This is a genomic window from Mycobacterium sp. URHB0021, from assembly GCF_054057895.1.
In genome coordinates, this window is record NZ_JBSRZT010000002.1 from 1,014,159 (window position 1) to 1,037,022 (window position 22,864).

The 22,864-nt window shown below is 64.1% G+C and carries 25 protein-coding genes and 2 pseudogenes; 18 read left to right on the forward strand and 9 right to left on the reverse strand.

Features of this window, described 5'->3' with window-relative positions:
• Positions 1–632: 632 nt before the first annotated feature.
• The 5 genes from ACVWWN_RS07070 to ACVWWN_RS07090 form a co-directional block, all read right to left on the reverse strand.
• On the reverse strand, positions 633–1,172 hold the full coding sequence (locus ACVWWN_RS07070) for a Pycsar system effector family protein (RefSeq protein ID WP_457143257.1): 540 nt from the start codon (positions 1,170–1,172) through the stop codon (positions 633–635).
• A gap of 13 nt (positions 1,173–1,185) precedes the next feature.
• Positions 1,186–1,881 carry an adenylate/guanylate cyclase domain-containing protein gene (locus tag ACVWWN_RS07075; protein ID WP_457143258.1) on the reverse strand — a complete coding sequence of 232 codons (696 nt, stop codon included), beginning with the start codon at positions 1,879–1,881 and terminating at the stop codon, positions 1,186–1,188.
• Positions 1,882–1,943: 62 nt separating this feature from the next.
• Positions 1,944–2,891, reverse strand: a complete 948-nt coding sequence (locus tag ACVWWN_RS07080; RefSeq protein ID WP_457143259.1) for an adenylate/guanylate cyclase domain-containing protein — start codon at positions 2,889–2,891, stop codon at positions 1,944–1,946.
• Positions 2,892–3,091: 200 nt separating this feature from the next.
• Positions 3,092–4,120 carry an STAS-like domain-containing protein gene (locus ACVWWN_RS07085; RefSeq protein ID WP_457143260.1) on the reverse strand — a complete coding sequence of 343 codons (1,029 nt, stop codon included), beginning with the start codon at positions 4,118–4,120 and terminating at the stop codon, positions 3,092–3,094.
• A gap of 677 nt (positions 4,121–4,797) precedes the next feature.
• Positions 4,798–5,295, reverse strand: coding sequence for an XRE family transcriptional regulator (locus ACVWWN_RS07090; RefSeq protein ID WP_457143261.1), 498 nt, complete (start codon positions 5,293–5,295; stop codon positions 4,798–4,800).
• A 635-nt stretch (positions 5,296–5,930) separates the two neighbouring features.
• On the opposite strand from ACVWWN_RS07090, the gene ACVWWN_RS07095 reads away from it, so the two are divergent.
• The 5 genes from ACVWWN_RS07095 to ACVWWN_RS07115 all read left to right on the forward strand — a co-directional run bounded on the left by ACVWWN_RS07095 (position 5,931) and on the right by ACVWWN_RS07115 (position 9,413).
• Positions 5,931–6,362, forward strand: coding sequence for a DUF2510 domain-containing protein (locus tag ACVWWN_RS07095; protein WP_457143262.1), 432 nt, complete (start codon positions 5,931–5,933; stop codon positions 6,360–6,362).
• Positions 6,359–6,685 (forward strand): hypothetical protein, encoded by a 327-nt coding sequence (locus ACVWWN_RS07100; protein WP_457143263.1) that lies wholly within the window; start codon positions 6,359–6,361, stop codon positions 6,683–6,685. The genes ACVWWN_RS07095 and ACVWWN_RS07100 overlap by 4 nt, the downstream gene beginning before the upstream one ends.
• A gap of 382 nt (positions 6,686–7,067) precedes the next feature.
• Positions 7,068–7,658, forward strand: coding sequence for a TetR/AcrR family transcriptional regulator (locus tag ACVWWN_RS07105; protein WP_457143264.1), 591 nt, complete (start codon positions 7,068–7,070; stop codon positions 7,656–7,658).
• Between the two features lie 71 nt (positions 7,659–7,729).
• On the forward strand, positions 7,730–8,443 hold the full coding sequence (locus ACVWWN_RS07110) for a cysteine hydrolase (protein WP_457143265.1): 714 nt from the start codon (positions 7,730–7,732) through the stop codon (positions 8,441–8,443).
• A gap of 22 nt (positions 8,444–8,465) precedes the next feature.
• Positions 8,466–9,413: an aldo/keto reductase gene (locus tag ACVWWN_RS07115; RefSeq protein ID WP_457143266.1), complete on the forward strand. Its 948-nt coding sequence runs from the start codon at positions 8,466–8,468 to the stop codon at positions 9,411–9,413.
• Positions 9,414–9,535: 122 nt separating this feature from the next.
• Here the strand turns inward: ACVWWN_RS07115 and ACVWWN_RS07120 are convergent, their stop codons facing one another.
• Entirely contained in the window at positions 9,536–9,694 is a 159-nt protein-coding gene (locus ACVWWN_RS07120) for a DUF6131 family protein (protein ID WP_457143267.1), read from the reverse strand.
• Entirely contained in the window at positions 9,691–9,864 is a 174-nt protein-coding gene (locus ACVWWN_RS07125; protein ID WP_457143268.1) for a CsbD family protein, read from the reverse strand. Before ACVWWN_RS07125 ends, ACVWWN_RS07120 begins: the two co-directional genes overlap by 4 nt.
• A 100-nt stretch (positions 9,865–9,964) precedes the next feature.
• On the opposite strand from ACVWWN_RS07125, the gene ACVWWN_RS07130 reads away from it, so the two are divergent.
• The 7 genes from ACVWWN_RS07130 (at position 9,965) to ACVWWN_RS07160 (ending at position 15,685) form a co-directional block, all read left to right on the forward strand.
• Positions 9,965–10,450 (forward strand): DoxX family protein, encoded by a 486-nt coding sequence (locus ACVWWN_RS07130; protein WP_457143269.1) that lies wholly within the window; start codon positions 9,965–9,967, stop codon positions 10,448–10,450.
• Positions 10,451–10,561: 111 nt separating this feature from the next.
• Positions 10,562–11,077, forward strand: coding sequence for an RNA polymerase sigma factor (locus ACVWWN_RS07135; protein WP_457143270.1), 516 nt, complete (start codon positions 10,562–10,564; stop codon positions 11,075–11,077).
• Positions 11,074–11,772 (forward strand): Rieske (2Fe-2S) protein, encoded by a 699-nt coding sequence (locus ACVWWN_RS07140; RefSeq protein ID WP_457143271.1) that lies wholly within the window; start codon positions 11,074–11,076, stop codon positions 11,770–11,772. Before ACVWWN_RS07135 ends, ACVWWN_RS07140 begins: the two co-directional genes overlap by 4 nt.
• A 160-nt stretch (positions 11,773–11,932) precedes the next feature.
• Complete coding sequence (locus ACVWWN_RS07145; RefSeq protein ID WP_457143272.1) at positions 11,933–12,445, forward strand: metallophosphoesterase family protein; 513 nt, start codon at positions 11,933–11,935, stop codon at positions 12,443–12,445.
• Positions 12,438–12,854, forward strand: coding sequence for an MmcQ/YjbR family DNA-binding protein (locus ACVWWN_RS07150; RefSeq protein ID WP_457143273.1), 417 nt, complete (start codon positions 12,438–12,440; stop codon positions 12,852–12,854). Before ACVWWN_RS07145 ends, ACVWWN_RS07150 begins: the two co-directional genes overlap by 8 nt.
• Before the next feature lie 25 nt (positions 12,855–12,879).
• Positions 12,880–13,710 (forward strand): SDR family oxidoreductase, encoded by an 831-nt coding sequence (locus tag ACVWWN_RS07155; protein WP_457143274.1) that lies wholly within the window; start codon positions 12,880–12,882, stop codon positions 13,708–13,710.
• Positions 13,711–13,807: 97 nt separating this feature from the next.
• Positions 13,808–15,685 carry an alkyl/aryl-sulfatase gene (locus ACVWWN_RS07160; protein ID WP_457149031.1) on the forward strand — a complete coding sequence of 626 codons (1,878 nt, stop codon included), beginning with the start codon at positions 13,808–13,810 and terminating at the stop codon, positions 15,683–15,685.
• Positions 15,686–15,984: 299 nt separating this feature from the next.
• On the opposite strand, the pseudogene ACVWWN_RS07165 reads toward ACVWWN_RS07160, so the two are convergent.
• Positions 15,985–17,037, reverse strand: a pseudogene (locus ACVWWN_RS07165) (zinc-binding metallopeptidase family protein); the annotation flags it as partial.
• A 49-nt stretch (positions 17,038–17,086) separates the two neighbouring features.
• Between ACVWWN_RS07165 and ACVWWN_RS07170 the strand changes: the two are divergent.
• Positions 17,087–17,692, forward strand: coding sequence for a histidine phosphatase family protein (locus ACVWWN_RS07170; RefSeq protein ID WP_457143275.1), 606 nt, complete (start codon positions 17,087–17,089; stop codon positions 17,690–17,692).
• Positions 17,693–17,736: 44 nt separating this feature from the next.
• Positions 17,737–18,765 (forward strand): phosphotransferase family protein, encoded by a 1,029-nt coding sequence (locus tag ACVWWN_RS07175; protein ID WP_457143276.1) that lies wholly within the window; start codon positions 17,737–17,739, stop codon positions 18,763–18,765.
• Between the two features lie 3 nt (positions 18,766–18,768).
• Here the strand turns inward: ACVWWN_RS07175 and ACVWWN_RS07180 are convergent, their stop codons facing one another.
• Positions 18,769–19,149 (reverse strand): LapA family protein, encoded by a 381-nt coding sequence (locus ACVWWN_RS07180; protein WP_457143277.1) that lies wholly within the window; start codon positions 19,147–19,149, stop codon positions 18,769–18,771.
• A 150-nt stretch (positions 19,150–19,299) separates the two neighbouring features.
• On the opposite strand from ACVWWN_RS07180, the pseudogene ACVWWN_RS07185 reads away from it, so the two are divergent.
• The 4 genes and pseudogenes from ACVWWN_RS07185 (at position 19,300) to ACVWWN_RS07200 (ending at position 22,836) form a co-directional block, all read left to right on the forward strand.
• Positions 19,300–20,233 (forward strand): annotated as a pseudogene (locus tag ACVWWN_RS07185) (ABC transporter substrate-binding protein).
• Between the two features lie 15 nt (positions 20,234–20,248).
• Positions 20,249–21,382: an ABC transporter ATP-binding protein gene (locus ACVWWN_RS07190; protein ID WP_457143278.1), complete on the forward strand. Its 1,134-nt coding sequence runs from the start codon at positions 20,249–20,251 to the stop codon at positions 21,380–21,382.
• A 3-nt stretch (positions 21,383–21,385) separates the two neighbouring features.
• On the forward strand, positions 21,386–22,051 hold the full coding sequence (locus ACVWWN_RS07195) for an ABC transporter permease (RefSeq protein ID WP_457143279.1): 666 nt from the start codon (positions 21,386–21,388) through the stop codon (positions 22,049–22,051).
• Entirely contained in the window at positions 22,048–22,836 is a 789-nt protein-coding gene (locus ACVWWN_RS07200) for an ABC transporter permease (RefSeq protein ID WP_457143280.1), read from the forward strand. Before ACVWWN_RS07195 ends, ACVWWN_RS07200 begins: the two co-directional genes overlap by 4 nt.
• The last annotated feature ends 28 nt before the right edge of the window (positions 22,837–22,864 follow it).

Here is a 22,864-nt window from a genome sequence, read left to right on the forward strand (position 1 = left end):
AACGAACTAGCCGTTGGACGCGCCTCATTCAATGCCCTGCCTTCCGTCGGGAGGGCGGCGCATGACCGAAGTTGTCCTACGGCAACACTCCCCGCATGGAAGACTCGGGGGTGCGCCATCTGGCGATGACTCGACTGCGCCCGGTTTGACTGTGAGAGCGTCGCTGTGACCACCACGCAGTCAATCCAGGCGGAGTTCGAGCCGGTTCGCTGCTGAGTTGGTCGGTGGTCGTCAACTCGGTGGGGGTTGCTGAGCCCCGCAGCCTGTGATCACGGCAGAGTTCATTTACGACTACGCTGTCGTGCTCGTCGAGTGCGAGGGTATCGACGCACTCACGGTGCGACGCCTTGCGTCTACGTTGATGCGTACAACCGCTATTGCGGCATGCGGGAGTACTGCGGCCTCGGCACCGCCTCGGTTCCCGCATGGCTACCTTTGCCGATGGCCGCCACGATCATCATGTATTCACCGCCCAAGTCATCGTCCCGACCGGGAATCAAACCTGGTCAGTGTCACACCACCGCGGCGCGTTTTGGCCAGTGGCGCCCTCTTCGCGCGAGCCACGTAACGGCCCAACTGTCATTACGTAACTGCGACCGCGACGGGCTAACCCGCACCTGCACACCGACTAGCTACAGAGCACGACTGCCGATCTGGATTGCAAGCAGGATTAGGAACGCAAGGCCAATTCCCAAACTGTAGGCGGCTACTGACGCCCAGCGATACTTGTGGCGGGCAACAGTAGCTATCGAGTGAGTCTGTTTGGCGATCTCGCTGGTCAGTTCGATGTCGTCGGAGAGCAACGTACGCAACGAGTCAGCATATGCCTGTCCATCCGTCCCGAACTTTCGCACGATATGGGAGTAGTAAAGCAAGCTGGTGGGCTCCTCCAACCCGCGAAGCTTAAGCCGAGGTATCAGGCTCCATATTGCTGACAGGGCGGCGATGACAAGCCCCGCACAGCACATGACAGAAACAAAGCTGAACCAACCCGACGGATGTTGTTCGGACTTGACAAGGTTGTACAGCACGCCACCTGATACGCCGGCTGCCGCCAGCAGGTAGCCCGCCTTGGTTTCCGCGTGCCGCACCCAATCGTTTACATTGCCAAGCGTCGTCCAGGCGTGACTCGTGGTGTCCTCCGAGGTGTCTTCGCCGTTTCCGTTCGCCATTGCTCCCTTTTCTCTAGAGACTCCACCACCAGGTAGAGCCATACATCCGGTACCCGAGATGACGCGAGCCGAGGTCAGTCCACATGTTTCGACGTGGGTCTCCCCCGTAGATCGACGACTCATTCAACTTGTCGTAAACATCGCCCGAGATATAGGTGGTGTAGTCGGTTGGGAGAGCAGCCATTTTCGCGGCATGATTCGCGGCGTTGCCCACCCACACCAGGTCGTTGCTGCCTCGAATTCCCGTTCGTGCGACGAAGAGTCCAGATGTCGCCACACCGACTCGTTGCCGCAATTGAAAGTTCTCCTCCGGATACTGACTCTGGATCGCAGGTTGAAGAACATTGATCACTGCGTAATTAATCTTCAGTCCGACCTTCGCGGCTTTCGTATTCTTGGCATCGCCGATGAAAACCGCCATTATCCGGTCACCGTCGTACGCCGTGATCACTCCACCATTACTACGAATGATGCGCGCAGCGCAGTACAAGTAGTTCTTGTATATCTCGGCCGCGAACCAGTCCTTCTTCGTTTCGACCATCTTCGTTGACTGTGCGAGGTCGGCATAGAGGACGGTTGCGTCGATCTCGACAGCATCGTTGGAGAGCGCTAGATCTTCCTCGTCCGGCACTTTCGTTCCGTCACGTCTCACCCACTGCGCCCGGTGCGTCTCGGCTACGCACTCTTCGAGATCGCTCTCCAGCGACATACTCTCTCCCCGCAAGTCCGTGCGATCGTGGTAAACCAGCAAAATCGTAAGTAAGTAACCGATCACCGACGCACCTGGCGGAGCCCGGCTAGTCGAGCCGCGCGGTCGCGCCTCATCCTCTGCCATCTTGCCGCGCGAGTTGCATCCCGAGTTGCAACGGCCGCCTGGCGCGCCTGATTCGCTTCGGGTCGAACTGTCTCGCCGTTAAGGATCGCGGCAACGAACTCGGGCCCGCACAGATCACACCAGCATGCCGTCAGGAGTCGGCCGGCAGCTTCGTCGTCGTCGTGTCCGAGCTTCTCGATCGTCACATCGCGCCAAAGCGTCGACGGCTGCGGCGCAGTTCCACCGTCCACTCCGTGACCGCAAGATGTCGTCAAATAGTCATTGGCTTCTATGGCCAGCCAAACCGATCCCGAAACGATCAGCTCGCCCCGATCCGCTTGCTGCGCCGCCTTCGCTGCATAATTCACAGGCTTTCCAGCCCAAACCGGCTCCTGCTCTGCGGGATTACGCGGCGTGCCGATGTTCTTGACGAGCACTCTTCCGGTGGCCACACCGACCTTGAAACCAGTGATCGGAGCATCTGGCCATTTCGATGACAGAGCAGGCTCCAAGTGCTTCTCGCTGAAAGTTTTGACCGTCACACCGGCACACACCGCACGTTCGACGGCGGCGTCGCCCCAGAACAAACCGAAGACACCGTCGCCTTGGATCTGAATGAAGTCGGCGTCGAAGTCGTGCATCACTCTTGTGGCGTTACCGGATGCGGCACGGTAAATGGCAGCCGTGCTTCGTGGGTGTTTCCCGACGCTCAATTGCGTCGAGTTCTTTAGATCTGCGAAACAGGCGACGACATCGTCAGTCCGGAACCATTTCGATCCAATCGCATCCGGAAGGTCTGCGACATCGAGGTTCTCGGCGTCGACGTCATCCACGGGCGGATTTTTTGCCAGAACATGGGCTGTGTCGTCGCTGGCCTCACGGAGAATTTTGTCAAGGGACTTCATGCTGGCGGATCCTCTCCTGCTGATTCGAAATGTCGACCTCTGTGGTGGCAAATTCTTGACTATTCAAGCAGTATCATCGAAATGTCCAATTGGACATGCGTTGGACATTTCATTTGAGAATCGGACATCGAATTTGAGAAGCCACAGTCGTGTGGGTTCTCACGCTCAGCTGCATATATGGAAATGGCCCTGAACTGCGGTCATTCGATTTGTCTCACGACGGCCAAACCTGCGTTTGTCACACGAGCCTCTTCCATTCCTACGGAGCTGAGCCGCAGAGAGATGGCCCGCTCGATAAGCGCCCGATTGGTGACTGAGACGTTGTCGACAGATACACGTCGGCGGAATTCCAATTCGCCCATGCTGGCGGCGAGCTTACCTAGCACCTCGTCGGCAAAGCTCGATGACACCACCCCGACACCCTTAAAATCGAGGACGACGAACTGCAATCCGGCCGCCGCGTTGAGGTAATTCTCTAACCGGGTGCGGATATCGGCGCCGAGCTTCCGAGAGCCGAGGGATTCTTCGAGCTCGCTGACCGAAACACGGTAGACACCTTCGTCGTCCTCGATGGTATCCAGGAAGTCATTAATCGGATAGGAGCTGCCCAGGGCTTCGTCGATGCGGACCTTCTGTGAGCAATCAAGCTGCCAGTCGACGATGGTCGACTGATGATTCTCGACGTCGGGCAACTCGCGCCACCGGTCTGTCGACAGTTCAGCTCTCCCGCGCCGAAGTGACCACCGTCCCCAACCAGAGGTGACATTAAGGGCGCCGCCGTTGATCTCAACAGAGCGGCGAAGCCCGAAAAGTCCGTTGCCCTGATGTGCACCGCCCTTGCTCGTTGCGCCTTGTTTGAGGGCGTACTCGATGGAAGTCGATGGGTTCTTGAGAATTTCGAGCGGGGCTACGCGGGGGTCGGCCAACGCCAACGACTTCTGGATCCCGATGCCGGTATCGGCAACGGCGATCGCACAGCGTCGCTCGGATCGGTGAAGTTGCATCATGACGAACCCCGAACCGGCGTGGCTGTGCGCGAAAACGTTGTCCATCACTTCGTAAAGGCACCAGTTGATCGAGTCGATGACTCCCTCTTCGCACTGCACCTGGTCAGTCAGCGCCTCCATGTACATTCTGGTCAGTTTCTGAGCCTCGGCCTCGGTGTCGTATCGCCACACCGAGTAGGTCAGTGTGTCACCGCCTTGCCGGTCGTAGGTGTCGACGGTCAACGGGTGCTCGATGCAGTGCACGCGGCGATCATCGGGCATGCGAACAGTGATGGTTTGCTCGGTGGTTTCGCGTAGGAAAGCCAGCACTGCGGAGAAGGGAACTGCTCCGTTGGGGTATACCTGACCGAGGTCGGACAGATCGATGACCAAGTCCCGGTTGGCGTTTCTACGCACCGTCTCTAGGAGTTGCGTGGCCCGCCTCGGGCTGTTGAGGTCGCGGACACGCCATACCCACGGCTCATTCAAGCTGGGAAGCGCCATCCGCTCTCTCCTTGGTGCCGTTTTGTCTCAAGTTTGCTGCACAAGTGCAGTCCCTGGTGCAGTTAACTACAAGTCGTGTAGATTTTCGCCTTCGATGACATCTACGGTGCCGGCTGACCTAGGCGTTTGTATGCCGTCTCACGACGTCTCCGCCCGGTTTGTCTCACGGAACTCTTCATTCCTACGAAACCCGTTATGCCGCGAGGCCCTGACTTATGCTGTCTCACTCGCAGCTCCGAATTGGCAACCGGGACTGAGAAAATGCAACGCGGAATGAGACGCTGCAAGCGTCGTCGTCGAGCAGGGTCCTGCCCCTCTGTGAAGTTGTAACAGAAGATCAGTGCGTAATCCGTTGCAGCGCAAGGTTTCGTGCATATCCAGATAATCCTGTTGAACCGGTGGTATCTGACCTGAGGTTATGGCTCGATCGGCGGAAATGACCACACCCGCCGCGCCTCGTCAGTCATCGGCTCCACGACACGTACCAACAGGTCGCCATCGGCCGCGTTGCGCTTGCAGTATGCCCAGCCGCCGCACTTGGCCACGCCCGGCTCCGGCGGTAGTGCCGGGTCGAACACCACCACCTGGTCGCGCATCTGCCGGTAGAACGTCCGCAGCCGCCGCAGCTTGTCGGCTGACATGCCGACGCCGTTGGTCCCGACGTATTCACCGTGGTCCCGCAGCCGCCTATAGGGGGACGCTTGGGTCAAAGCCTCCGGCACCCGCCACGGAAAATGCTGTTCGAGGAGAACCGTGCGCGCCGGGAGCGGTATCCCGTACTTGCGCCTGATTTCGGACACGTACTGCCTGCTGACTTCGTACATCTCTGCGATCCGAGTCTGGTTATATCCCATTATCAGCAGGTGTTCCAGATCGGCGGGCGTGAGTTTCGCGCCGGTATTGCGACTTGACATTGTTACCCCTCGTGGCCGCGTGATTGCGACAACACCTTTGTACACTGTCAAGTTAGCTGAGTCGGGCGAATGCGTTCGCCCGACCTGGTCTATGTGGGCACATACACCAGGTCCAGAGGAGCTCTGGCTCCAGAGGCCGGGGGTGCGGGCCACTCTCCACTTTCCTGATACAAACGCCCGCAAATTGGCCCGGTTTCAGCCAGACGCGTGCGAACGGACGGCGATGGAATCTGCTGTGCCGCAACACGATAGCGGATGTTTTCGGACCTTGGCGGACGCTCGGAAAGTATCAGAAGGTTAGGGGTTCGAATCCCTTCGGGCGCGCTTTTCAAAATGGGCTCTGGCCCATTCGCGACACGCCCATCAGTCGATACTTTCCTCATACTTTCCGTCGCCACTTTCCCCGGCGGCGTATCGATCTGAGTGTCTCGGACGTGGGGCCCGCTGGTCTGGCGCTGCAAGTAGTGCGCCTCGCTGGTCGCTCCCCACCCAGGCGTGGCTCCACTGTTGCTGTGCCGTGCGGGCCGTGCGCATCCGGCACCAGGGTCGCGACAGCGCATCGGAAGCATGCGGTGTGACCCACGCGGATCGTCCGGCAGCGCGGCACGCGGAGCGCCGCCGCTTGTACAGGACATGTGGATGCCGATCCACGTTGCCATTTGGCAGCGGCGTTCGGGTTTGCCAACTACCATTCGCGCGTGGCCATATCCACACCTGCCGCCTGGTATCCCGATCCATCCGGTGCGCCAGGTCAGCGCTACTTCGATGGCGCCACCTGGACTGACAATCGCGCACCGGCGCACGTCAATTCCGACGTGGGATACAAGTCGTCGGCCGTTGCCGGCCTACTGCAATTATTCTTCGGATGGTTCGGCCTCGGCCGCTTCTACATAGGCTCGATCGGAATCGCGGTAACCCAACTAATGCTCGGCCTCTTGGGCTTCGCCATGTGGTTCGTACTGCTCGGTTGGGTAGTCCAGATTCCGCTCAGCATCTGGGTGCTCATCGACGCCATCGTCCTGTTCACCGGCAACGCCCGCGGCGGCGAAGGAAAGAGGCTGAGATGAGCAGGCTCCTCGCACCAGTCCCCGCAGCAGTCGCCGCTTGCCTGGCGCTCGCACCGCTCGCACATGCAGACCCCGACCCGCACCTGCCTGATCCGCCGAGCAACTACTGTCCCGGCGGTGGTGCCGGAAGCATGATCTACCTCGGCTATTGCGACGGCGTTCCGTACCCGGATGGCAGCTACTGGCACCACATTCAATACGGGCTCCCGATGGTCGGCCATCCAGCAGGCCTTTTGAGTCCGGGAATGCAGTGCGTCGTCAACAACGGGTCCCCAGTTCCAGCACCCGCGCCGCCAGGTGGCTGCGGGGGAGCGGTCAGCTGATGGACTGGGGTTTCTGGATCGTCGTATGGCTGATCTGTGCAGTAGTCGCCGCAGTGATCAGCGATCGCAAAACCTTGGGCGGGAAGCGGTTTCGTCTTGGGCGCCTTGCTCGGCTTCATCGGGATTATCATCGTCGTCTGCCAGCAGCCTGGCCTACCTCGGGCGCCTGCGGGGCTGCGTCCGGTGAAGTGCACCCGATGCAACGCAGTGCAGAACATCCACATCGGCCAGGCCCAATTCGAGTGCTGGCAGTGCAAGACCGTGATTCCCGCGCCATCGCGATCGGCGGTTGATGTTGTCGCTCTCGAGCACCCGGATGCCGAAGCCGAACTGATTGCAGACGCTTACCGAGATAGCCGACCGGTCGATTATTATCGAGATCATGCCACGACCATCGAACCCCGAGGTGCGCCGACGACTGCTCGAGGCCGGGGTCGAGCTCGTCCATTCGCGTGGATTTGCCGCCAGCGGTGTCAAGGACATCACCGACGCAGCCGGCGTGCCAAAGGGATCGTTCTATGCGTATTTCCCCAGCAAAGAGGCTTTCGCCGCGGCGATCCTCGAACACTACTGGTCCGATATCGAGACACGGCTTCTGCCGATCCTCGATACGGATGGGTTGGCGCAGAAGCGAATCACCGGCTTCTTCCATGCGCTCGCCGACGAGCACGAGGCCGGTGACTTCCTGCTCGGCTGCCTGATCGGGAAGCTTTCGCTCGAACTCGGCGGTTCGAGTGAATCGGTTCGCGCCGAACTGGTCCGCATCCTCGACCGCTGGGACGAGGCTCTGACCGCGTGTGTGCGTGCCGGCCAGGGTGGCTCCGGTGGCATCCGGGCGGACCTCGACGCGGCGGAGCTCGCCTCGCTGCTGATCGAAGCCTGGGAGGGCGCGGCCCTTCGCGGCAAAGTGACCCGCAGTCGCACCCCGTACGAACGCTTCGAAGCGGTCACCCTCCCCGCCCTTCTCCACTGATCTGCCATGGTCAGGCACATCACACCATCACGCGTTGATTAATAGACGACTGGTCATCTATCATTGGTGTTATGACGGACCCGACGATTTACGACGAACCGCAGAACCCCGCGCTACCGAATTCCGGCTTTGTGCTCGACCCCGAGCACGCCGCGCTCGTCGTCACCGATCCGCAGATCGATTTCCTCCGTCCGGAAGGTGTGTCGTGGGCGGTGTTCGGTGACAGCATCCGCGAGCACGACACCGTCGCTCACATCGGCGAACTGTTCGAGGCCGCGAAGCTCGTGGGGATCACCGTCGCGGTGTCGCCGCACTACTTCTATCCGACCGACGAGCAGTGGCTGTTCGGTGATCCGCTCGAGAAGTTCATGGGTGGCGTCGGGATGTTCGCGCGGCAGGGCGCATACACGACGGACGGCTTCGCCGACTCGGGCGCCGACTTCCTGCCCGAATACCGTCACCACATCCACGACGGCCGGACCGTGATCGCGTCTCCGCACAAGATCGTCGGTCCGGAGTCGAACGACCTCGTGCTCCAGTTGCGCAAACGCGGAGTCAACCAGGTGATCCTGGCGGGGATGGCCGCGAACCTCTGCGTCGAGGGCCACATGCGCGAACTCGTCGAGCAGGGATTCGAGGTCGCCGTCGTCAAGGACGCCACGGCGGGCGCACGTCTGCCCGAAGGCGACGGCTACCTCGCAGCGCTGGTGAACTACCGATTCCTCGCCAGTGCGGTCTGGACCACGGCCGAGGCTGTCGCCCAGCTCAAAGAGTCCCATCGATAGACACGTCAAGGAGATCAAAGAGATGGCATCACAACACGATCCGAGACAGCGCAGCTTCGCCCTGAACAACGGCAGCGGCGAGATGCCGGCGCTCGGGTTCGGCACGTTGGTTTCGGACAGCAGTGAGACGCGTAACGCGACCAGGGCCGCGATCGAGGTGGGGTTCCGTCATCTCGACTGTGCCGAGCGGTATCGCAACGAAGAAGAGGTCGGCGTCGCACTCAAGCAGTTGTTCGCCGACGGAACGGTGCGCCGCGAGGACCTGTTCGTCACCACCAAGCTCTGGAACAACAACCACCGGCCTGAACGGGTCAAGCCTGCGCTGCAGGCCAGTCTGAACAGGCTCGGTCTGGACAGCGCCGATCTGTATCTGGTGCACACCCCGTTCGCGTTCGGACCCGGCGACGACCAGGACCCTCGCGACCTTCACGGGGCCGTCGTCTACGACGACGGCGTCACCTTGGCCGAAACCTGGTCAGCGATGGAAACCCTTGTCGACGAAGGACTTAGTGCGGCGATCGGGCTATCGGACATCGATGTCGAGGGCACCCGGCGGATCGTGGACACCGCGCGGATCAAGCCGGCCGTCGTGGAGGTCGAGTCGCACCCTTATCACCCGCAGTGGGAACTTCACGAATATTGCCACTCGGAGGACATCATCCTGCTGGCGTTCGCTCCGCTGGGCCATGCGTTGGAACCCCGACTGCTCGACGATCCTCTCATCGTCGACATCGCCGCGCACGCGGGAAAGACCCCCGCACAGGTCCTTCTGGCGTGGGGCATTCAGCGCGGTACCGCGGTCCTGACGTCATCGGTCAACCACGGACGCATCACCGAGAACTTCGATGTCACGGCACTTCCCGAGTCGGAGGTACAGCAGATCAGCGCTCATCTCCAGACTCGGATCCGGTTCAACTCCGTCGTGGATGCGGGACAGCCGGGATTCGTCCAGGTGCCCGCGGGCAGTTAAAAAGTGGTGGTCGGCAGCCATACGCCGCCAGACGCTCCCCCTCGTCGAGGTGGCTGCCGACCACACCTGACACGTATGCCCTCACCGCTCCGGCCGGAAACCCGTCCGGTAGCGGGTTCGGATCAATACCAGTAGCGGCGGCCGCCGACGGGGCGTCCCGTCCGGCCCAGCACCAGAAGCACGATGCCGATGACCAGCAGGATCCACCCGATGGTGGCGATGATGCCGGGCACGGGCAACAGGTATCCGACGAGGATCAGGATGACGCCGAGAACGATCATTTGCGGAACGCGTCCTTGACCTTCTCGCCGGCGTCCTTCAGGTTCGACTTCGCCTGATCGGCCTTGCCCTCGTTCTCGGTGCTCCTGTCGCCGGTCGCCCGGCCCAGCGTCTCCTTGGCCTTGCCCGCGATCTCGTCGACCTTGTTCTTGGCTTTGTCTGTGCCACTCATGTAAATATCTCCTGCTTACGCGGGTTGCGCCGACGGTGTTGCCGGCGCATCGGTTTACCCCGATCGGCGGCTTCTGTAACCCCGCCCCCTATCTCTGGGCATGACACTCAACCAATTCACAGCCACCCGCGCTTCGGGCGCGGTGGTGCTCATCCGTCTGTACGTGGGGCTGATCTTCGCCGGTGAAGGCGTCCTGAAATTCGTGCGTGCCGATGCGCTCGGGCCGGGCCGGTTCGACAAGGCCGGAATCCCGGCGGGCACCTTCTTCGCCTACCTCGACGGGGTGTTCGAGATCGGCTGCGGTGTGCTGATCCTGGCAGGGCTGTTCACCCGGTTGGCCACCCTGCCGATGATCGTCGACATGCTCGGTGCGCTGGTGATCACGAAGGTGCCGCTGCTGTGGGGGCACGCCCCGCTCTACCCCAAGGAAGCCGGCTTCTGGGACTTCTTCCACGAGGGCCGTCTCGAGGTGGCGATGCTGTGCGGCAGCGTGTTCCTGCTGATCGTCGGTTCCGGCGGGCTGTCTCTCGATGCCCGGATGAACCGGGGCAACGCCGAGTCCCGTGCCGCCGGCGCCACGGTCTAGTTCGCGGACTCACAGCAGATCCCAAGGTCGATTCCGGGACGGAAATCAGTGATCACGAGCCAAAATGGGGCGCGCCGTGTTCGACCAGAGCAGGCGCGATCGTCGCGCCCGATGGGAGGGCTGCAGCCGGTGACGGACGCCGCGTATCCGAACTGGGACGCGGTGTATCGCGACAACGTCACGTGGGTCTACCGCCTGATGTACGGAAAGGTCGGCAACCAGCCCGACGCCGAAGACCTGACCGCCGAGGTGTTCATGACGGCCCTGCGGCCGTTGCGGGTGTCGGCCACCGTGCCCGAGGTGCGCAAGTATCTGCGGATGACGGCGCGCACCGTGCTCGCGTCCTACTGGAAAGAGCGGATGGGCCGCGAGGTGACCTCGATCGAGGATGATCTGCCCGAGGCAGACGAGCCCGAGGTCATCGGCAGCGTCGCCCCCGACAAGGTGCGCCGGGTGCTGGACCGGTTGCCGGACAATTACCGGCGAATACTGGAACTGCGCTTTCTGCAGGCCTTCTCCGTGCGGGAAGCCGCCGGCCAGATGGGGGTGAGCGTCGCGAATGCGAAGGTGTTGCAGTATCGCGCGTTGCGGTTGGCCGCACAGACGAATGTCGAGGAGGCGAAGTGAGCGGACGGACGGTACGTCGCTTCGTCGACGGATTGCTGCGCGGGAGGCCCACCGAATCGGCTCGCCCAGATGACGACGATGCCATGGAGATGAAGACCGCCATCGAATTGCGCGCGGCGCGGCTGGGCAGCGATTCACCGCGCGAGGACTTCGTCAGCGATCTGCATCGCCGGCTGGCCGACGCGATGGACGAGGACCAGTCACCGGTCAGCCATCCTCGCTGGGCCCCGCGCCGTCGCGAGGTGGTGATCGGGGGTTCGGTCGCCGCGGCATCGGCGGCCGCCGGTCTGGTGGTGGGACGCAACCTGCTCGCCCCGACTCCGCCGGCTCCGCAGACGCCGCAGGCCCACGGTGAGCTCACCCCCAACGCAGGGACATGGCGGGCGGTCGGTGCGAGCGTCGACCTGCCGGAAGGCGGCGCCCTCGCGTTCGACCTGGGCTCCGTCAACGGGTTCGTGCACCGCTCGGACGCGAAGCTCGAGGCGGTCTCGGGGGTGTGTACCCACCAGGGTTGCAGACTGTGGCTCGATGCGCCGGACAGCCGGTTGCGCTGCCCGTGCCACTCGACCTCGTTCTCGCTGGAAGGGGAGACCCTCACCCATCAGCTCCCCACCGCGCCCCCGCCCCTGCCGAAGTTCCAGGTACGGGAAAGCGACGGCAGAATCGAGGTTTTCGCTCCGACGAGCTCCGCGTGAACGCATACGGTGTCGGTGTGACCTGATCGAGGAGTACGGCCGCCACACCGGGCACGCCGACCTTCTTCGCGGGTCCGTCGACGGTCGCGTCGGCGAAGATCCGCCCCCCGGCTGGCGGCCGCATCCTCTCGCGACGTGATGCCGCCGCTAGATTAGGCCCGTGCGGCTGCTGCTGATCGCCGATACCCACGTCCCCAAGCGGGCGCGCGACCTGCCCGCGCGCGTGTGGGACGAGGTGGCCCGCGCCGATGTGGTGATACACGCAGGCGACTGGGTGGAACCGGCGCTGCTCGACGCGCTCGAAGCGAGGACGCAGAGGCTGGTGGCGTGCTGGGGCAACAACGATGGCCCGGAGTTGCGCCGGCGCCTCCCCGAACGCGCCGACGTCACGCTGGGCGGCCTGCGGTTCACCGTGGTGCACGAGACGGGTGCTTCCACGGGCCGCGAGGCGCGGATGGCCGAGCAGTATCGCGACACGGATGTGCTGGTGTTCGGCCACAGTCACATCCCGTGGGATACCACCGCGAAAAGCGGACTGCGCCTGCTGAATCCGGGCTCGCCGACGGACCGTCGCCGGCAACCGTTCTGCACCTACATGACGGCCACCGTCGGCGACGGCGTCCTGACCGACGTGGTGCTGCACCGGTTGGACCCGCCTGAGCGTCATGCGTGACCGGCCGGCCCGCGTCAGCGACGTGCACGACATCGCCGCAGCGATGCCGCACGTCACGCGGATCGAAGGCCCCAAGGGCAATGCCATCTACCAGGTCGGGGGGAAGTCGTTCGTATTCTTCCGCACCCCGCAACCCGACGCCGAGGACCCGGCCACCGGCGAGCGCTACGCCGACGTCATCATGATCTGGGTGGAATCGGAGGCCGACAAGCTGGCGCTGGTCCAGGATCCGGGCTCACCGTTCTTCACCACCGATCGCTTCGACGGGCACCTTTCAGTCCTGCTGCGTGGCAGTCGAATCCGTGAGATCGGCAGGACCGAGCTGATGGAGTTGATCCAGGACGCCTGGCTGTCGCGGGCGTCGAAGCGCCGGGCCGAGCGCTGGCTCGCCGAACATCAGGCTCGGTGACGTGCGGAGGGCTAATGTGCGGTCCATGTCCGGCGCGGCGGTCAACGGGAAAGTCATCGTCATCACGGGTGGGGCGCGGGGCATCGGCCTGGCCACCGCAACGGCCCTGCACAATCTCGGCGCGAAGGTCGCGATCGGCGACATCGACGAAACCTCCGTCAAGCAGGCGGGGACCGACCTCGACCTCGGCTTCTACGCCCGGCTCGACGTCACCGATCGCCGGTCCTTCACGGCCCTTCTCGACGATGTCGAGCGCCAGCTCGGACCCATCGACGTGCTGGTGAACAACGCGGGTATCTGTCCGGCGGGCCGATTCCTCGACGAACCGGACGAGGTCACGTCGCGCGCCATCGCCATCAACCTCTTCGGCGTCATCTTGGGCACCAAGCTCGCCGCCGAGCGCATGGTGAAACGAGGCAGCGGCCACATCATCAACATCGCATCCCTCGCCGCCATCACCCCGATGCCCGGCATCGCGACCTACACCGGCACCAAGCACGCGGTGCTCGGTTATACGGACTCGGTGAGGCTGGAATTGCGTGGCACCGGCGTGACAGCGTCGACGGTGATGCCGACGCTCACCAACACGGCGATGGTCGACGGCACCGGGACGGTGCCCGGCTTCCACAACGCGCAACCCGAAGAGATCGCCGCTGGCATCATCGGACTGATCGAGAAGCCGAAACCGCGGCTGGGCCTCACGCGCCGAAGCGCGACACTCATCGCGGTGATGCAGCGGTTCGTGCCGCAACGCCTCAATGAGGCAGTTCGTCGGGCGCTACGCGTAGACGCCGTTTTCGCCGACGCCGATCCCGACAGGCGCCACGAGTACGAGGAGCGCGCCCGCCGCTCGTGAGGCGGCTATCGGCTCGCCACCCCGGTCACCACTCGGCGTACATCCTTTCGGTCAGTCAACCATCGCCGACCATGTGCACGTGGCAATGTTTTCCCTCATGGACCAGAAGCCCCCCACCGCGACCATCGAGTCCGCCAGCCGCGGGCACATGACCAGCCTTCCGTTCGACGACACCCGAGATTTCGAGGACGCTGATCGCGGATTCATCGCCGGGCTGGAGCCGTGCGTGGTGACGGCCGCCGACGGAAGGGTGGTGTGGGACAACGACGTTTACGCCTTCCTCGGCGGTGATGCGCCGGCGACGGTGCATCCGAGCCTGTGGCGCCAGAGTCAGTTGTGCGCCAAGCAGGGTCTCTACGAGGTGGTCGAGGGTATCTATCAGGTGCGTGGCCTCGACCTGTCCAATATCAGCTTCATCGAGGGCGATACCGGGATCATCGTCATCGACCCGCTCATCTCGACGGAGACCGCCGCAGCGGCGCTGGGCTTGTATCGCGCCCACCGCGGCGACCGCCCGGTCGTCGCGGTGATCTACACGCACAGCCATGTCGACCATTTCGGCGGTGTGCTCGGCGTGACGACGCAGGCCGACGTCGACGCCGGCCGCGTTGCGGTGATCGCCCCGGACCACTTCACCGAACATGCGGTGCAGGAAAACGTCTATGCCGGAACGGCGATGGCGCGCCGGGCCGGTTACATGTACGGCGCCGTGCTGGAGCGAGGGCCGCAGGGCCAGGTCGGGTGTGGGCTGGGCCAGGTCGGCTCCACCGGTGAGGTGGCGCTGATCGTCCCGACGGTCGATATCCGAACCACCGGCGAGACACACACCATCGACGGCGTCGATATCGAGTTCCAAATGGCGCCCGGCACCGAGGCGCCGGCCGAAATGCATTTCTACTTCCCGAAGTTCCGCGCGCTGTGCATGGCCGAAAACGCCACCCACAACCTGCACAACCTGCTGACCCTACGTGGTGCGCTGGTCCGCGATCCGCACGGCTGGTCGGGTTATCTCACCGAGGCCATCGACCGCTTCACCGACCGCGCGGATGTGGTCTTCGCGTCGCACCACTGGCCGACGTGGGGCAAGGAGCGCATCGTGGAATTCCTTTCTCTGCAACGAGATCTGTATGCGTACCTGCACGACCAGACCCTGCGGCAGCTGAACCAGGGCTTCACCGGCATCGAGATCGCCGAGAACTTTCAGATGCCGCCCGCGTTGGAGAAGGCGTGGCACACCCACGGCTACTACGGTTCGGTCAGCCACAACGTGAAGGCCGTCTACCAGCGCTACATGGGTTGGTTCGACGGCAACCCGGGTCGGCTGTGGGCGCATCCACCTGAAGCTCTCGGCCCGCGTTACGTCGAGGCGATCGGCGGCATCGACCGTGTCGTGGAGATCGCCCGCGAGGCGTTCGGTAGCGGAGATCTCCGTTGGGCGGCAACACTTCTCGACCACGCGATCTTCACCGATGAAAACCATGCCGGTGCACGTGAGCTGTACGCCGATACGCTCGAGCAGCTGGCGTACGGCGCCGAGAACGCCACCTGGCGCAACTTCTTCCTGTCCGGGGCGACCGAATTGCGGGACGGCAAATTCGGTACGCCGACGCAGTCGGCGTCGCCGTCGATCATGGCCCAGTTGACTCCGGAGCAGATGTTCGACACGTTCGCCATCAACATCAACGGTCCCCGCGCATGGGATCTGGATGTGGCGGTAGATATCTCGTTCCTGGACATCGCCACCAACTACCGGCTGACGCTGCGTAACGGCGTCCTGGTCTACCGCAAGGTGCCGCAGGACGGGGCGACCGCCAACGCGACGGTCAAGCTCGCGAACAAGCTGCGGCTCCTGGCTTTCGCCGCGGGCGACAACGATTCGCCGGGTCTCGAGGTCACCGGCGACGCCAACGCGCTGCCATCGATCATGGCTGTGCTCGACCGGCCCGACCCGAACTTCGACATCGTGACGCCGTGACGGATCAGGCGATCCCGCCGTCGACCCGGATGATGGACCCGCTCGTGTACCTCGACGCGTCGGACGCCAGATATAGAGCGGCGCCGATGATTTGGGCTGGCCGGCCGAGCCTTTTTCAGTGCAAAGGCGCATGCGCCTGCCGTCGTCGCCTCGATGTCCCACGCCTTGCTGACATCGGTCAGAAAAGGGCCCGGCATCAAGGTGTTCACCCGGACGGTCGGCCCGTAAGCCAGCGCGAGCCCTTGAGGTTGAGGTTGACCACCGAGTCGAACAGCTTCTCGGTGACGGTGCCAGTGACCGGCCGTCTCGCGGGCGACTCGGTGGATGAATCCCAGTTTGGCCACCACTGGTGTAGGAATTGTGAAGGGATACAACGGGTTCTTGCCCATCGCGGTATTGACGCGGTTGAAGAACAGAGACAGCCATCGCCAGTCGGACAGCAGGCGTTCGATCGGGGTATCGTCGTAGGACTCCAACGGGACGATGTCGCGCGGCACTGCGAAGCGCACCTTGTCGGCGTGGAGCACCAGGCCCGCTTCACGCACGGTGCCGATCGAGTCGGTGATGTGCAGATAGTGGGCGAAGCATTTCGCGAAGTCCTCCCATGGATGCATGGTGGCGTATTCGGAGATGAAGGACTCGTGCCAGTTGGCCGGCGGCCCGAACTTGTAGTGCCGCACGATCTCGGCCTGATAGTCAGCGCGCTCGTCGCCGAACAGCGCACGGCAGTCGTCGAGGTAACGAGCCGCACCTGAGCCCGTCTCCACCAGGATCTCCTGGTAGTAGTGGCCCACCTCGTGGCGGAAGTGGCCGAGCATGGTCCGGTACGGCTCCCCGAGTCGCACCCGCAGTGACTCGCGGTACGCGTCGAGCGACTCCACCAGGTCGATGGTGATCACCCCGTTGGCGTGCCCGATGGTGACGCGCTCGCCTTCGCTGTAGCTCGACAGCAGATCGAACGCCAGGCCGCCGTCGCGGCGCCAGAACGGCTCCACCGGCAGGCCGATATCGAGCAGCTGCAGGATCAGTCGATGCATCGCCGTCGTCGTATCCGCGAGCTTCTCCAACGCGATGGTGTCGTCGGCCTTGGGTTCACGCCTGATCAGGGAATCGGCCAGACACCGTCCGCGCGGACCTTCGTCCTGCTCCTCCGGGACCAGCCGGTTGCACCCCGTGCTGACGGCCTTGGTGCAGCGCACCCACAGTGATCCGTCGACGACGGCCGCGTCCTCGGAGACGACGACCATCGAGCCGGTCGGCAGGTGCAGGCCAAGCTCGGCCCGGCAGGTCGGGCATCGCCGCGACTCGAAGGGCGCGAAGCCGTGGCACACCGGACAGGCGAATGCTCGCACGGGCCTTATCGTGTACCGAGTCGTCACCCGACAAGACGGGAAACCCGAAATGCAGCTGCTTCTGATCCGGCATGCGTTGCCCCTTCGCAGCGAACCCGGGCAGGGCTCTGATCCGCACCTCTCGCCGGAGGGTCTGGAACAGGCGCAGCGACTACCGGAGGCGCTCAAGCGGTTTCCCATCACCCGGCTGGTGAGCAGTCCGCAGATCCGTGCCGTCGAGACCGCGCAGCCGGTGGCCGCGGCGCTGGACCTGCAGGTCGAGGTCGACGACCGCCTCGCCGAATACGACCGCGACATGGCGCACTACATCCCGATCGAGCAGATCGCGGCCGAGTTCCCCGAGGAGCTGGAGCGGCTGGCCGGCGGTCACCTGCCCAGCACTGTGGACGAGGCGGCGTTTCTGGCCCGGATCACGGCCGGGATCGCCGATCTGGTCCAAGCGGGCGAACACGAGGACACGGTGGCGGTGTTCAGCCACGGCGGGGTGATCAACGGGCTGCTGCACGGCATCCTGCGCACCGAGAAGATCCTGTGCGTCAGCGTCGATTACGTCGGGGTCACGCGGCTGTTGTCGTCTCGGGATGGCAACCTCTATGTGGCATCGGTCAACGGGACTGAGCACGTATGGGATCTGCTCCCCCGGAACAGGCGATGAGCGCTCGCGCGAAGAGCAGAAGGCAGCGATGGTAGACAGTTCGGGTGACTACCTCGCTCGAGGGTTTGGACCTGGCCGCCCTGGACCGGCACCTGCGCGACGTCGGTATCGACCGCACCGGTGAGCTGCGCGCCGAACTCATCTCCGGCGGCCGTTCCAACCTGACGTTCCTGGTGTACGACGACGCCGCCAAATGGGTGCTGCGCCGGCCTCCGCTGCACGGCCTCACCCCGTCGGCACACGATATGGCGCGTGAGTACAAGGTGGTGGCCGCGCTTGCGGACACCCCGGTCCCGGTGGCGCGCGCGGTCACGATGCGCAATGACGACTCGGTATCGGGAGCGCCCTTCCAGATGGTCGAGTACGTGCCCGGCCGCGTCGTTCGGCACGCCGACGAGTTGGCGACGCTCGGGGACAAGGACTCGGTCAGCGCCTGCGTCGACGCGTTGATCAAGGTCCTCGCCGATCTGCATGCCGTCGACCCCGACGCGGTCGGCCTCGGCGACTTCGGCAAGCCGAGCGGATATCTGGAACGGCAGGTGCGCCGCTGGGGATCGCAATGGGAACTGGTCAGGCGCGAGGACGATCCGAGCGACACCGACGTCAAGCGGCTGCATTCGGCTCTGGGGGAAGCGATTCCGTCACAGAGTCGCAGCGCTGTCGTGCACGGCGACTACCGCATCGACAACACGATCATCGATGCCGAGGACGCCACCAAGGTGGACGCGGTGCTGGACTGGGAGATGTCCACACTCGGCGATCCGCTCAGTGACGCCGCGCTGATGTGCGTGTACCGCCATCCCATGTTCAATCTGATCCACGCCGGCTCCGCGTGGGCATCGCCGCTCATCCCGGAGGTCGACGACCTCGCCAACCGCTATTCGGTCGCGGCCGGCCAGGCACTGGACAACTGGGACTTCTACATGGCCCTCGGCTATTTCAAGGTGGCGATCATCGCCGCGGGGATCGCGTTCCGGGCCCGAATGGGTGGTGGCGTCGCCGCGGACACCGACCAGGTCGACGAGGCGGTCCGTCCGCTGATCGCGGCCGGCCTGACGGCGCTGGGGCGGTAGCCGCTACAGGCCCGCCTTCAGGTTCTTCTTCGCGGCCCGGCGCAACTGCAGCATCCGGACGGTGCCGGCCAGCACGGTCAGCAGACCGCCCCCCACCGCGGCCAGCAGGATCGCGACGCCGACGGGCAGATCCCACTGCCAGACGAAGAGGTGGATCGTCGTCGAATCCGTGTTCTGCAGGATGAACACCAGCAGCAGGATGAGGATCAGAAAACCGACGATCAGCGCGGTCCACAGGGCCGCGGCGCGGGTGAATTTGACCGCCGATTCGGGCGTGCCCTGAGGCGCGGCCGAAGTGGTCGGCGCCGCGGCGGGCACATCGGGAGTCATTTCCTGCGGCGGCACCGGCCACTGGTCGGCGGGCATGGACGGTTCGCTGGTCATGGCTCCATCTTTGCCCTTTCCGGTTTCGATTGAAACCACTCGTGGCACTCTCGCTGAGCTAAAGCGCGGCAACATCACACACCTGCGGTTATCGTCGCCCAAGGCAGGTGACGCCGAAAGGACGCGAGCATGGATCCCGCAGGACGACGCATGCATTATCGAAGTCTGACCATCCTGTTGGTCGTGATGGCGCTGGTGTCCGCGGCGTGCGGCAGCTCGAATCCGCTCGGTGGCGGATCGGTCTCGGGTGATCTGAAATCGATCATCGTGGGCTCGGCTGATTTTCCGGAGTCGAAGATCATCGCCGAGATCTGGGCGCAGGCGCTGGAGGCGAACGGCTTCACCGTTGGCAAGCAGTTCGGTATCGGCAGCCGCGAGACGTACATCCCGGCGGTGCGCGATCATTCCATCGACCTGGTCCCGGAGTACACCGGAAACCTGTTGCAGTACTTCGACAAGACCACCAAGGTGACCACGCCTGACCAGGTCGAGCTGGCCCTGGTGCGCACTCTGCCCGGCGACCTGTCGATTCTCACTCCGTCACCGGCCGCCGACACGGACACCGTGTCAGTCACCAAGGAGACGGCGCAGAAGTGGAACCTGAAGACCATCGCCGATCTCGCCGCCCATTCACCCGAGGTGAAATTCGGTGCGCCATCAGAATTCCTGAACCGGACCGAGGGCCTGCCCCGGCCTGAAAGCCAACTACGGCCTCGACATCGCGCCAAACAACTTCGTGGCGATCAGTGACGGTGGCGGGCCGGCGACGGTCCGCGCGCTACTCGACGGAACCGTCACGGCCGCCGACATATTCAGCACCTCACCGGCGATCGAGCAGAACAGCCTGGTGGTGCTCGAGGATCCGAAGAACAACTTCCTGGCGGCCAACGTCGTGCCGCTGGTGAGCTCGCAGAAGAAGTCCGACGAGCTCAAGAAGGTGCTCGACGCCGTCAACGCGAAGCTGACCACCGAGGCCCTGATCGAGCTCAACACCGCGACGTCCGGGAACTCGGGCGTCGACCCGGACGAAGCCGCACGGAAATGGGTTCACGACAACGGTTTTGACAAACCGATTCAGCAATAGGGGTAGGTGGATGCTGTGGCGATCGATTTCGACCGCGTCACCAAGAAGTATCCCGACGGCACCGTCGCCGTCGACGATCTCACGCTCGAGGTACCCGACGGCACGCTGACGGTGTTCGTCGGCCCGTCGGGCTGCGGCAAGACCACCTCGATGCGGATGATCAACCGGATGATCGAACCGACCTCGGGCACTCTCACCGTCAACGGCGACGACGTCACCAAGGGCGATCCGGTCAAGCTACGCCTCGGCATCGGATATGTGATCCAGAGTGCCGGCCTGATGCCGCACCAACGGGTCGTCGACAACGTAGCCACCGTTCCGGTGCTGCGCGGCGAGTCGCGACGGTCCGCCCGCAAGGCAGCGCTCGGCGTCCTGGAACGCGTCGGCCTCGACCCCGCCCTGGCCAACCGCTATCCGGCGCAGCTGTCCGGCGGCCAGCAGCAGCGTGTGGGGGTGGCACGCGCGCTGGCCGCCGACCCGCCGATCCTGTTGATGGACGAGCCGTTCAGCGCCGTCGACCCCGTCGTGCGTGAGGAGCTGCAAGTCGAGATACTGCGGCTGCAAAGCGAACTGCAGAAGACGATCGTCTTCGTGACCCACGACATCGACGAGGCGTTGAAGCTGGGCGACAAGGTCGCGGTCTTCGGTCGCGGCGGCGTGCTCGAGCAGTACGACGAGCCGTCGCGGCTGCTGTCCAACCCGGCCACCGATTTCGTCGCCGGCTTCATCGGCGCCGACCGTGGCTACCGCGGCCTGTCGTTCCGGCACGCGACGGGGCTCCCGTTGCACGACATCAGATCCGTCACCGAATCCGAGATCGACGACCTGAACCTGGCGGTTGACGACTGGGTGGTGGTCAACAAGGCGGACGGGACGCCGTATGCGTGGATCAACGCCGACGGCGTGACGCGGCACCGCGGCGGCAGCGCGCTCTACGACAGCACGATCGCGGGCGGATCGCTGTTCCGTCCCGACGACTCGCTGCGCCAGGCGCTCGACGCCGCGCTGTCGTCGCCGTCGGGTCTCGGTGTGGCGGTCGACGAGAACGGGCGACTCGTCGGCGGCGTGCGGGCCGATGACGTGCTGGCGGCGCTCAACGCCCAACGGCGTGAGGCTATCCCGAAACTCGGCGCGGCGGAGAAGGGCTGAGCAGTGCGATATCTGTTCACCCATCTCGATGACGCGTGGACGCTGACGTTGATCCACCTGCAGCTGTCGCTGATTCCGATCGTGCTCGGTCTGCTGATCGCGGTGCCGCTCGGCGCGCTGGTGCAACGCACCACCACGGCGCGGCGGTTGACCACCGTCACCGCCAGCATCATCTTCACGATCCCGTCGCTGGCCCTGTTCGTGGTCCTGCCGCTGGTCATTCCGACCCGGATACTCGACGAGGCCAACGTGATCGTCGCGCTGACGCTCTACACGACGGCGCTGCTGGTGCGTGCCGTTCCCGAGGCACTCGACGCCGTGCCGGCGCCCGTGCGTGACGCGGCCGAGGCGGTGGGCTACCGGCCACTGACCAGGATGGTGAAAGTGGAACTGCCACTGGCTGTTCCGGTGCTCGTGGCGAGCCTCCGGGTGGTGGCCGTCACCAACATCTCCATGGTGTCGGTCGGCTCGGTCATCGGTATCGGCGGGCTGGGCACCTGGTTCACCGAGGGCTATCAGTCCGACAAGAGCGATCAGATCATCGCGGGCATCATCGCGATCTTCGTGCTGGCCATCGTCGTCGACACGCTCATCATGCTGGGCGGCCGGCTACTCACGCCGTGGACCCGCGCAACCCGCGCCCCGGCCACCAAGGCGGGTGCCCGATGAACTTCCTGCAGCAGGCGCTGTCCTACATCTTCACCGCGGCGAACTGGAGCGGTGATGCCGGACTGGCCGCCCGCATCGGTGAACATCTGGAATACACGGTCGTCGCGGTGGTGGTCTCGGTGTTGATCGCGGTGCCGATCGGCATGATCATCGGACATACCGGCCGCGGCACCTTCCTGGTCGTCACGTCCGTCAACGCCCTCCGCGCGCTGCCCACCCTCGGCGTGCTGTTGCTCGGTGTCCTGCTCTGGGGGCTCGGTCTGATCCCGCCGACGGTCGCGCTGATGCTGCTGGGCATCCCGCCGTTGCTGGCCGGGACGTACTCGGGCATCGCCAACGTGGACCCGGCCGTCGTCGATGCCGCCCGGTCGATGGGTATGACCGAGCGGAGGGTGCTGCTGCGCGTCGAGGTGCCCAACGCCCTGCCGCTGATCCTCGGTGGGTTGCGCACGGCAACGCTGCAGATAGTGGCGACCGCAACGGTGGCCGCGTACGCGAGCCTCGGTGGTCTGGGCCGCTACCTCATCGACGGCATCAAAGTGCGCCAGTTCCACATCGCGCTGGTCGGGGCGCTGATGGTGACGGCCCTGGCCTTGATCCTCGATGCGGCGCTGGCATTCGCGGTATGGGCGTCGGTGCCAGGCACCGGGCGGCTGCAGCGGCTTCGCGGAATGCCTCAACCGCTACTGAGCGACGAAGTGGTCCTGGAATCTGCCCCTGCGGTGAAGTCGAGTTCTCCAGGCCGCTACGAACGAGGGGATCCTTCGCTTACGGTAGAAGGGTGAGTGAAGCAGGACGCTCGGCCGCGACGGA

Bases quoted from the DNA above. Each gene is read 5' to 3' on its own strand.
- ACVWWN_RS07070 (WP_457143257.1), bottom strand. From the start codon at position 1,172: ATGGCGAACGGAAACGGCGAAGACACCTCGGAGGACACCACGAGTCAC.
- ACVWWN_RS07155 (WP_457143274.1), top strand. From the start codon at position 12,880: ATGTCCGGCGCGGCGGTCAACGGGAAAGTCATCGTCATCACGGGTGGG.
- ACVWWN_RS07090 (WP_457143261.1), bottom strand. From the start codon at position 5,295: ATGTCAAGTCGCAATACCGGCGCGAAACTCACGCCCGCCGATCTGGAA.
- ACVWWN_RS07170 (WP_457143275.1), top strand. From the start codon at position 17,087: ATGCAGCTGCTTCTGATCCGGCATGCGTTGCCCCTTCGCAGCGAACCC.
- ACVWWN_RS07120 (WP_457143267.1), bottom strand. From the start codon at position 9,694: ATGATCGTTCTCGGCGTCATCCTGATCCTCGTCGGATACCTGTTGCCC.
- ACVWWN_RS07100 (WP_457143263.1), top strand. From the start codon at position 6,359: ATGAGCAGGCTCCTCGCACCAGTCCCCGCAGCAGTCGCCGCTTGCCTG.
- ACVWWN_RS07180 (WP_457143277.1), bottom strand. From the start codon at position 19,149: ATGACCAGCGAACCGTCCATGCCCGCCGACCAGTGGCCGGTGCCGCCG.
- ACVWWN_RS07125 (WP_457143268.1), bottom strand. From the start codon at position 9,864: ATGAGTGGCACAGACAAAGCCAAGAACAAGGTCGACGAGATCGCGGGC.
- ACVWWN_RS07150 (WP_457143273.1), top strand. From the start codon at position 12,438: ATGCGTGACCGGCCGGCCCGCGTCAGCGACGTGCACGACATCGCCGCA.
- ACVWWN_RS07115 (WP_457143266.1), top strand. From the start codon at position 8,466: ATGGCATCACAACACGATCCGAGACAGCGCAGCTTCGCCCTGAACAAC.
- ACVWWN_RS07105 (WP_457143264.1), top strand. From the start codon at position 7,068: ATGCCACGACCATCGAACCCCGAGGTGCGCCGACGACTGCTCGAGGCC.
- ACVWWN_RS07110 (WP_457143265.1), top strand. From the start codon at position 7,730: ATGACGGACCCGACGATTTACGACGAACCGCAGAACCCCGCGCTACCG.
- ACVWWN_RS07200 (WP_457143280.1), top strand. From the start codon at position 22,048: ATGAACTTCCTGCAGCAGGCGCTGTCCTACATCTTCACCGCGGCGAAC.
- ACVWWN_RS07130 (WP_457143269.1), top strand. From the start codon at position 9,965: ATGACACTCAACCAATTCACAGCCACCCGCGCTTCGGGCGCGGTGGTG.
- ACVWWN_RS07080 (WP_457143259.1), bottom strand. From the start codon at position 2,891: ATGAAGTCCCTTGACAAAATTCTCCGTGAGGCCAGCGACGACACAGCC.
- ACVWWN_RS07075 (WP_457143258.1), bottom strand. From the start codon at position 1,881: ATGTCGCTGGAGAGCGATCTCGAAGAGTGCGTAGCCGAGACGCACCGG.
- ACVWWN_RS07135 (WP_457143270.1), top strand. From the start codon at position 10,562: ATGGGAGGGCTGCAGCCGGTGACGGACGCCGCGTATCCGAACTGGGAC.
- ACVWWN_RS07160 (WP_457149031.1), top strand. From the start codon at position 13,808: ATGGACCAGAAGCCCCCCACCGCGACCATCGAGTCCGCCAGCCGCGGG.